Consider the following 10,703-nt stretch of genomic DNA (forward strand, 5'->3'; position numbering starts at 1 on the left):
CGGTGTCGCGTGCACAGCGTGATGCCGAGCGCAGGTTATTTCAGGAGGCTGACGTAGATGACGGGTGACATGGCGGGCAAGCCGGCGCTGGCGATCGAGGACCTTCCCCGGTTGCTCGCCGCCGTCGCGGAGATCGAACCCGACCGCGTCGCCCTCACCGACGGTGACACCCGTATCGGCTACGCGCGCCTGCGCGACGAGATCGCCACGCTCGACACCGCCATGGGTGGCGCGCTCGGTTTCGACGCGCTGTTCCCCGTCGTCCTGTCGAACATCGCGCCCGCTCTGCTGGGTGCTCCGGGTCTCGCGGGGGTGGTCGACGCCCTGCTGGCCGACACCGTCGAGGTGCTCGGCGACGATGCGGCAGCACCGGCCACGGTCGATCCCGACACCCTCGTGGCGCGTTTCGACGCCCAGGTGGCGCGGACCCCCGATGCGGTCGCTCTCGAGTTCGACGGGCAGGCCCTGACCTACCGCGAATTCGACGCCCGCGTCAACCGTCTCGCACGTCACCTCATCGGCCTCGGTGTGGGCCCGGACGCACGGGTCGGTCTCGCCGTCCGCCGGTCGTTCGACCTGCTGGTCGGCATGTACGCGATCGTCAAGGCCGGCGGCGCCTACGTGCCGCTCGACCCCGACCACCCGGCCGACCGCCTCGCCTACGTCCTCGAGATCGCCGAGCCGATCGCCGTCGTCACCACCGAACGCGACGCCGTCGATCTCCCCGGTTCCGTCCCTGCCCTCACGATCGACACCCTCGACCTGTCCGAGGTATCCGACGAGCCGATCACTCCGGAGGAGCGCGGCGGCGCGCTCACGGCCGATCACCTCGCCTACGTCATCTTCACGTCGGGTTCGACGGGACGGCCCAAGGGCGTCGCCGTCGAGCACCGGGCGATCGTCGCGAACATCGACTGGCGTCAGTCCGAGTACGGGATGCGCGCCGACGACGTAGTGCTGCAGAAGACGCCGTTCACCTTCGACGTGTCGGTCTGGGAGTTCTTCTGGCCCCTGCAGGTGGGTGCCCGTCTCACGATCGCCGTGCCCGACGGGCACCGCGACCCGGCCTATCTCGCGCAGACGATGATCGAACGCGGCGTGACGATCGCGCACTTCGTGCCGTCGATGCTCGCCGTCTACCTCACCGAGCCCACCGCCGCGTCGGTAAGCACACTCCGCTACGTCTTCGCGTCCGGTGAGGCGCTGCCCCCGCAGACCGTCGCCCGCTTCTACGAGATCTCCTCGGCGCGTCTGCACAACCTCTACGGGCCCACCGAGGCTGCGGTCGACGTCACCTATTTCGCGACCTCCGCCGACGACACCGTCGTGCCGATCGGTGCCGCCGTGGCCGACACCGGTCTCTACGTCCTCGACGAGGGTCTGCGCCCCGTCCCGGACGGTGTCGAGGGCGAGCTCTACCTCGCGGGCGTCCAGCTCGCGCGTGGCTATCTCCGTCGCCCCGATCTGACCTCCGATCGCTTCGTCGCCGACCCGTTCGGCGAGCCCGGCGACCGCATGTACCGCACCGGCGACCTCGTGAAGACGAACGAGGACGGCCAGATCGAGTACATCGGCCGCACCGACTTCCAGGTGAAGCTGCGCGGTCTGCGCATCGAACTCGGCGAGATCGAATCGGCGTTGCTCGACCACCCGGGCGTGCGGCAGTCGGTCGTCGTCGTGCACTCAGACCCCGCGCTCGGCGACCACCTCGTCGCCTATCTCGTCACCGACGGCCGCGACATCGAACGGTCGGAGCTCGCCGACGCCGTGCGCCGGCGCCTGCCCGACTACATGGTGCCGTCGCTGTTCGTCGAACTCGACGAGTTCCCACTCGGCGGCAGCGGCAAGCTCGACCGGAAGGCCTTGCCCGCACCGGATTTCAGCTCCCTGCAGCGCGAGTACCGCGCACCGTCGACGGCCACCGAGCACGCCGTCGTCGCCGCTTTCGAGCAGGTTCTCGGCATCGAGCAGCTCGGTGTCGACGACGACTTCTTCGAACTCGGCGGCAACTCCCTGAGCGCGACGCGGGTCGTCGCGCGGCTCAGCGCCGATCACAAGGTCCGCATCGACGTCCGCGAGTTCTTCGACGCCCCGACGGCGGCCGAACTCGCCTCGCTCGTCGCCGCCGCCATGGCCTCGGGCGGCGACGGACGCGCACCGCTGGTCCCTCAGGTGCGTCCGGAACTGGTGCCGTTGTCGCTCGCGCAGCAGCGGATGTGGTTCCTCAACCGCTTCGAGCCCGAATCGGCGGTCAACAACATCCCCGTGGCGATCCGCCTGTCGGGGGCACTGGACGCGGCGGCCCTGCAGGCCGCGGTGACCGACGTGCTCGGCCGGCACGAGTCGTTGCGGACGATCTACCCGGACGTCGACGGTGTGGGTTACCAGCAGGTGCTGCCGGTGGACGAGGTGGTGCCCGACCTGACGCCGGTCCCGGTGGCCGAGTCCGATCTGATCGCCCGGGCCACCGAGATCGTCGGCACCGGCTTCGACGTGACGACGCAGGTTCCCTTCCGGGCCCGGCTGTTCGCCGTCACCGAGACCGGGACCACGGCCGAGCACGTGCTGGTGCTGGTCGTGCACCACATCGCCTCCGACGGGTTCTCGATGGGTCCGCTGACCCGCGACGTCGTGACGGCCTACGCCGCACGCGTCTCGGGCGACGCCCCGCAGTGGGAACCGCTCGCGGTGCAGTACGCCGACTTCGCCATCTGGCAGCGGGAGGTGCTCGGCTCGGAGGACGATCCGGAGTCGGTCATCTCCTCGCAGGTCGCGTTCTGGCGGGAGACCCTCGCGGGTCTGCCCGAGCAACTCGATCTGCCGGCCGACCGTCCGCGACCGGCCGTCGCGAGCTACCGCGGTGCCTCGCACCGGTTCGTCCTGGACTCCGAACTCCGTTCCGCCGTCCGCGATCTCGCCCGTCGCACCTCCACCACCGAGTTCATGGTCGTGCACGCGGCACTGGCGGTGCTGCTGGCGCGTCTGTCGGGCACCGACGACATCGCGATCGGCACCCCGGTGGCCGGTCGTGGCGACGCGGCGCTCGACGACCTGGTGGGCATGTTCGTCAACACCCTCGTGCTGCGCACCCGGGTGGAGGGCGGCGAGTCGTTCGAGCAGGTGCTCGGACAGGTGCGCGGCGCCGACCTCGAAGCGTTCGGGCAGGCCGACCTGCCGTTCGAGCGGCTCGTCGAGATCATCGACCCCGAACGGTCGACGGCACGGCACCCGTTGTTCCAGGTGCTCCTCGCGTTCCAGAACCTCGACGCCGACCCCCTCGAACTGCCCGGCCTGACCGTCTCGGCGCTCGACGTCGACGCGGCACTGGCGAAGTTCGACCTGCAGGTCACCGTCTCGGACGACGCGACCGCCGAGGGCTATCTCGTCGACCTCACCTATGCCACCGATCTGTTCGACGCCTGGACGATGGAGTCCTTCGCCGAGCGCCTGACCCGGATCCTCACCGCGGTCGTGACCGAACCCGCACTCCCGGTCGGTGACGTCGCGCTGCTCGACGACGCCGAGCGCACCGATGTGCTCGCCGCGTGGAACGCGACCGAGCACGAACTCGGCGATGCCCGGACTCTGGCGGAGTTGTTCGCCGAGCAGGTCCGGCGGTCGCCGGATGCGGTCGCGGTGGAGTTCGAGGGCGAGACGCTGACCTACGGCGAGTTCTCCGAGCGAGTGAACCGTCTTGCGCGACACCTGATCCCGCTCGGTGTCGGGCCGGAGACGTCGGTGGGTCTGGCGATGCGCCGCTCGCTGGATCTGCTGATCGGTATGTACGCGGTCGTCACGGCCGGCGGTGCCTACGTGCCGATCGACCCGGATCAGCCCGACGATCGCAACGGTTACATCCTCGACACCGCCGCTCCCGTGGTGGTGCTGACCACCGAACGCGACGGATTCTCCGTGCCGGCCACGGCATCGGTGCCGTCGCTCGCGATCGACGGCCTCGACCTGTCCGCGACACCGGCCGAGCCGGTCACCGACGCCGACCGCCTCGCGCCGTTGCGGCCGTCGAACACCGCGTACTCGATCTTCACCTCCGGTTCGACGGGACGCCCGAAGGGTGTGGCGGTCGCCCATGCCTCGGTCGTCAACCAGATCCGGTGGATCACCACCGAATACGGGATCGGCCCCGACGACGTGGTGCTGCAGAAGACCCCGTTCACCTTCGACGTGTCGGTGTGGGAACTCTTCGGCACCCTCGCCGTCGGTGCGCGCATGGTGATCGCGGTCCCGGACGGTCACCGCGACACCGCCTATCTCGGCACCGTCATCCGCGAGCGCGCGGTGACGGCGACCTCCTTCGTCCCGTCGATGCTCGCGGTGTTCGCCGCGTCGGTGTCGCCCGACGACTGCGCGTCGCTGCGCACCGTGCTCGTCGCAGGTGAGGCCTTCCCGCTGTCGGTGGCCGAGCAGTTCTCGCGGATCAGCGACGCCGAGCTCCACAACCTCTACGGCCCCACCGAGGCCACGGTGCACGCCACCGCCCGCCCGGTCGCAGGAACGACGGGTGGCTCCGTCGCGATGGGCGCTCCGGTGTGGAACACCCGCGCCTACGTGCTCGACTCGCGACTGTCGCCGGTTCCCGCCGGTGTCGTGGGTGAGCTGTATCTCGCGGGTGTGCAGGTGGCGCGCGGTTACGTCCGCCGCCCCGATCTGACCGCCGAGCGTTTCGTCGCCTCGCCCTTCGGCGAGGGTGAGCGTCTGTACCGCACGGGCGACCTCGTGCGCTGGGGCAACGACCGCAGCGGCGATCTCGAGTATCTCGGCCGCACCGACTTCCAGGTCAAGCTCCGCGGTCTGCGTATCGAGCTCGGGGAGATCGAGACCGCGCTGCTCGATCACACCGGGGTGTCGCAGGCCGCCGCGCAGGTGCGGCACGAACAGCTCGTCGCCTACGTGGTCCCGGCCCCGAACACGACCTTCGACCGCGACGCCGCGCAGGCCGCGCTGAGCGCGGTGCTCCCGGCCTACATGGTGCCGTCGCAGTTCGTGGTCCTCGACGAGATGCCGCTCGGCAGCTCGGGCAAGGTCGACCGGAAGGCGCTGCCCGACCCGGTCTTCGAGGCCCGCGGCTTCCGTGCACCCACGACCCCGGTCGAAGAGGTCGTCGCCGGCGTGTTCGCCGACGTCCTCGGTGTCGACCGTGTCGGGCTCGACGACGACTTCTTCGCCCTCGGCGGCAACTCGCTCATCGCGACGCAGGTCGTCGCGCGCCTCGGCTCCGAACTGGGAACCGTTGTGCCCGTTCGTGTCCTGTTCGAGGCGCCGGGCGTGGCCGCCCTCGCCGCCCGCGTCGAGCAGAGCGAGGCCCAGGGCCGCACGCCGCTGGTCGTGCAGGAACGTCCCGAGCGGGTACCGCTGTCGCTCGCGCAGCAGCGGATGTGGTTCCTCAACCGCTTCGAACCGGAATCGGCGGTCAACAACATCCCCGGCGCGATCCGGTTGATCGGCGCGCTGGACGTCGAGGCGCTGCGCTCCGCGGTGGTCGACGTGCTCGGCCGGCACGAGTCGCTGCGGACGATCTACCCGGACGTCGACGGTGTGGGCTACCAGCAGGTGCTGCCGGTGTCCGAGGTCGAACCCGACCTCACGCCGATCGACGTCACCGAGACGCAGCTGGTGCAGAGCATCACGGATCTCGTCTCGTCCGGCTTCGACGTCTCCGCCCAGGCACCCTTCCGGGCGCAGCTGTTCGCGGTGTCGGCGACCGAACACGTGCTCGCGCTCGTCGTGCACCACATCGCCGCCGACGGCTTCTCGATGGGTCCGCTCACCCGCGACATCGTCTCCGCCTACGCGGCCCGCGCCGCCGGCGGCGAACCGGGCTGGGAACCGCTGCCGGTCCAGTACGCCGACTTCGCGATCTGGCAGCGGGAGGTGCTCGGCTCGGAGGACGATCCGGAGTCGGTCATCTCCTCGCAGGTCGGTTTCTGGCGGGACACGCTCGAGGGTCTGCCCGAGCAGCTCGACCTGCCGGCCGACCGCCCGCGCCCCGCCGTCGCCACCAACCGGGGTGCCCTGCACGAGTTCACCATCGACGAGACGCTGCACGACCGCATCGTCACGCTCGCCCGCGAACGCAACGCAACCCCGTTCATGGTCGTGCACGCGGCACTGGCAGTGTTGCTGGCGCGTCTGTCGGGCACCGACGACATCGCGATCGGCACCCCGGTGGCCGGTCGTGGCGACGCGGCGCTCGACGACCTGGTGGGCATGTTCGTCAACACCCTCGTGCTGCGCACCAGGGTCGAGGGCGGCGAGTCGTTCGAGCAGGTGCTCGGCCGGGTGCGCGGCGCCGACCTCGAGGCGTTCGGCCACGCCGACCTGCCGTTCGAACGACTCGTGGAGGTGCTCAACCCCGAGCGCTCCACCGCACGTCACCCGCTGTTCCAGGTGATGCTGTCGTTCCAGAACCTCGAGACCGGCACGCTCGAACTTCCGCGGCTGACCGTCGAGGCCGTCGACCTCGACATCGCGACCGCCAAATTCGACCTCCAGTTCGTCGTCACCGAGACGCCGACCGCGACCGGTGCCGCCGAGTACTCGGTGGGCCTGACCTACGCCACCGATCTGTTCGACACCCGCACCGTCGAGCGCATTGCCGAGCGCTTCGTCCGTCTCCTCGATGCGGTCACCGGCGATCTCTCCGTCGCGATCGGTGATGTCGACCTGCTCGACGACGCCGAACGCGTGCAGGTCCTCGAGCAGTGGAACGACACCGACCACGCGCTCGACGGCACCTCGACCCTCGTCGATCTGTTCGCCGAGCAGGTCCGGCGGTCGCCGGATGCGGTCGCGGTGGAGTTCGAGGGCGAGTCGATGACCTACGGCGAGTTCTCCGAGCGCGTGAACCGTCTTGCGCGGCACCTGATCTCGCTCGGCGTCGGCCCCGACGCGCGGGTGGGTCTGGCGATGCGTCGCTCGCTCGATCTGCTGGTCGGTATGTACGCGGTCGTCACCGCCGGTGGTGCCTACGTGCCGATCGACCCGGACCAGCCGGAGGATCGCAACGGCTACATCCTCGACACCGCCGCTCCCGTGGCGGTGCTGACCACCGAGCGCGACGGGTTCCGCGTACCGGGGGAGAGGTCCGTCCCGAGCCTGCTCGTCGACACCCTCGACCTGTCCGCGACGGCGTCCGATCCCGTCATCGACGCCGAGCGGACGTCCCCGCTGCGGGCCTCGAACACCGCCTACGTCATCTTCACGTCCGGATCGACCGGGCGCCCGAAGGGTGTGGCGGTGCCGCACGGCGCGATCGTCAACCGCCTGCGCTGGATGCAGCACGAGTACCCGCTCACCGGCGCCGACGTGGTGCTGCAGAAGACCCCGTTCACCTTCGATGTATCGGTGTGGGAGTTCTTCTGGCCCTTGCAGATCGGTGCCCGACTGGTGGTCGCCGTGCCGGACGGTCACCGCGATCCGCGGTACCTGACCTCGGTGATCGAGCGGCGCGGCGTGACCGTCGTGCACTTCGTGCCGTCCATGCTGGCGGTGTTCGTCGCCGAGGCATCGGCCGACGAACTCACCTCGCTCCGGCACGTCTTCGCCTCCGGTGAGGCACTCCCGCCCGCACTGGCCGCACGCACGCGGGCACTGCTGTCCGACGCCGGCCTGCACAACCTCTACGGCCCCACCGAGGCGGCCGTCGACGTGACCTACCACGAGGCCACCGACGCCGACACGGTCTCCGTGCCGATCGGTGCCCCCGTGTGGAACACCCGCGTCTACGTCCTCGACGAGCGTCTCGCGCCCGTGCCCGTGGGGGTCGCGGGAGAGCTCTATCTCGCGGGCACCCAGCTCGCGCGCGGGTACATGCAGCGCCCCGACCTCACGGCCGAGCGCTTCGTCGCCTCGCCGTTCGGCGACGGCGAGCGGCTGTACCGCACCGGCGACCTCGTGCGCTGGACGGAGGGGGCCGGCGAACTCGACTACATCGGCCGCACGGACTTCCAGGTCAAGCTCCGCGGTCTGCGCATCGAACTCGGTGAGATCGAGACCGCGCTGCTCGCCCTCGACGAGGTCGATCAGGCCGTCGTGCTCGTCCGTCAGGACCAGCTCGTCGCCTACGTCGTCCCGCAGGCCGGTGCGACCTTCGATCAGGTGGCGGCCGGTGCGGCACTGTCCGCGCAGTTGCCGGCCTACATGGTGCCCGCCACCTACGTGCTCCTCGACGCCATGCCGCTCGGTGCGTCCGGCAAGCTCGACCGCAAGGCACTGCCCGACCCGGTCTTCGAGGTCAAGGAGTTTCGCGCTCCCACCACGTCCACCGAGCAGGTCGTGGCGTCGATCTACTCCGAGGTCCTCGGTGTCGACCGCGTCGGCCTCGACGACGACTTCTTCGCGCTCGGCGGCAACTCGCTCATCGCCACCCAGGTGGTCTCCCGCATCGGTGCCGCGCTGAACGCCACCGTTCCGCTGCGCCTGCTGTTCGAGGCCTCCACCGTGGAAGAGCTTGCAGCGCGCCTCGAACGCGGGGTCTCCGGCGGTCCGCGCCGGCCCCTCGTCGCCACCGAACGACCCGACCGGGTTCCGCTGTCGCTCGCGCAGCAGCGCTACTGGTTCCTCAACCAGTTCGACACGGCGTCCTCCGCGGTCGACAATATCCCGATCGCCGTGCGGCTCGTCGGCACCCTGGACGTCGAGGCACTCCGTGCGGCAGCACGCGACGTCATCGCCCGGCACGAATCGCTCCGTACCATCTACCCGGACTCGCCGGAGGGCCCGCACCAGGTGGTGCTCCCGCTCGACGGTGCGCTGCCCGAACTCGTCGTGCGGGAAGTCGCGGAGGCCGAACTCGAACCCGAGATCGTCGCCTTCATGTCGACGACCTTCGACGTGACCTCCGAGGTGCCCGTCGCGGTGCGCATCTTCCGCGTCAGCGACGACGAGCACATCCTCGCGCTGGTCGTGCACCACGTGTCGGCCGACGGCGCGTCGGTCGGCCCGCTGACCCGCGACCTGATGACGGCCTATGCGGCGCGCTCGCACGGGGACGCCCCGGCGTGGGAGCCGCTGCCCGTGCAGTACGCCGACTACGCGCTGTGGCAGCGAGAGGTGCTCGGCAGCGAGGACGATCCCGAATCGCTGGCCGCCAAGCAGGTCGAGTACTGGAAACAGGCCCTCGCCGGCCTGCCCGACCAGCTCGACCTCCCGTCCGACCGCCCGCGGCCGCCGAGCCAGAGCTTCCGCGGCGAATCGTTGCAGTTCACGATCTCGCCCGAACTGCACCGCGGCCTGCAGGAACTCGCGCGGTCGAAGAACGCGACGCTGTTCATGGTCGTCAACGCGGCCTTCGCGACTCTACTGTCGCGGCTCTCGGGCACCCGCGACATCGCGATCGGCACCCCGATCGCCGGTCGTGGCGAGCGCGAGCTCGACGACCTGATCGGCATGTTCGTCAACACGCTGGTCTTCCGCAGCGACGTCGACCCGGCCCAGTCCTTCGAGCGACTCCTCGAAGGCACCCGCGAGACCGACCTCGGTGCCTTCGCGAACGCCGACGTGCCGTTCGAACGCCTGGTGGAAGTGCTGAACCCGGTACGCTCGACCGCCCGCAATCCGCTCTTCCAGGTGGGTCTGTCGTTCCAGAACCTGGCGCGTACCCAGCTCGAACTGCCCGGTCTGACGGTGAGCTCCACCGATTTCGAGCTGCAGCTTGCCAAGACCGACCTGCAGCTCACGGTGTTCGACCACTACGACGACGACGGTGCTCCCGACGTCATCGACGCCACCTTCACGTACGCGACCGATCTGTTCGACGAGTCGACCGTCGAGGGCTTCGCGCAGCGTTTCGTGCGGGTCGTCGAGGCGATCGTCGCCGACCCGACCACGGCCGTCGGCGACATCGACATGCTCGACGGATCCGAACGGGTCGAGATCCTCGAGTCGTGGAACGCCACCGACCGCGCGGTCGACCAGGCGTCGACGCTCGTGGATCTGTTCGACGAGCAGGTCTTGCGGGTGCCGGATGCGACGGCGTTGGTGTTCGAGGGCGAGTCGCTGACCTATGCCGAGTTCGATGCGCGTGTCAATCGTCTTGCGCGCAGGTTGATCTCGGAGGGTGTGGGTCCGGAGTCGACGGTGGCGCTGGCGATGCGTCGCTCGGTCGAGTTGCTGGTCGGTATGTATGCGGTGGTCAAGGCCGGTGGTGTGTACGTGCCGGTGGATCCGGATCAGCCGGACGATCGCAACGCGTACATTCTCGACACGGCTGCTCCGGTGGTGATCCTGTCCACCGAGCGTGACGAGTTCACGGCACCGGGGGAGAAGTCTGTCCCCACCCTGTTCCTCGACAGCCTGGATCTGTCCGAGTTGTCCGCGGCGCCGGTGACCGATACCGAGCGCATCGCGCCGCTGCGTGCGACGAACACCGCGTACGTGATCTTCACGTCGGGTTCGACGGGCCGGCCGAAGGGTGTGGCGGTGCCGCACGCGGCGATCGTCAACCAGTTGCTGTGGAAGCGTGAGCATTTCGGTCTCGGCAGCGACGATGCGGTGCTGTTGAAGACGGTGGCGACCTTCGATCTGTCGGTGTGGGAGTTCTGGTCGGCTCTCGTGTCCGGTGGGCGTGTGGTCATCGCGTCGGCGGACGGTCATCGCGATCCGGCCTATCTGAACCGGCTCCTGACCGAGCAGTCCGTGACGACCCTGCACGTGGTGCCGTCGATGCTCGAAGCATTGATGGTCGA

At 69.6% G+C, this 10,703-nt stretch carries 1 protein-coding gene; it reads left to right on the forward strand.

Annotated features, from left to right (window positions below):
* Positions 1-57: 57 nt before the first annotated feature.
* Positions 58-10,703 (forward strand): amino acid adenylation domain-containing protein (locus ACLBYD_RS16515; protein WP_447817287.1); only part of this gene is annotated, 10,646 nt, incomplete at its 3' end.

The organism is Rhodococcus sp. C26F, assembly GCF_053345925.1.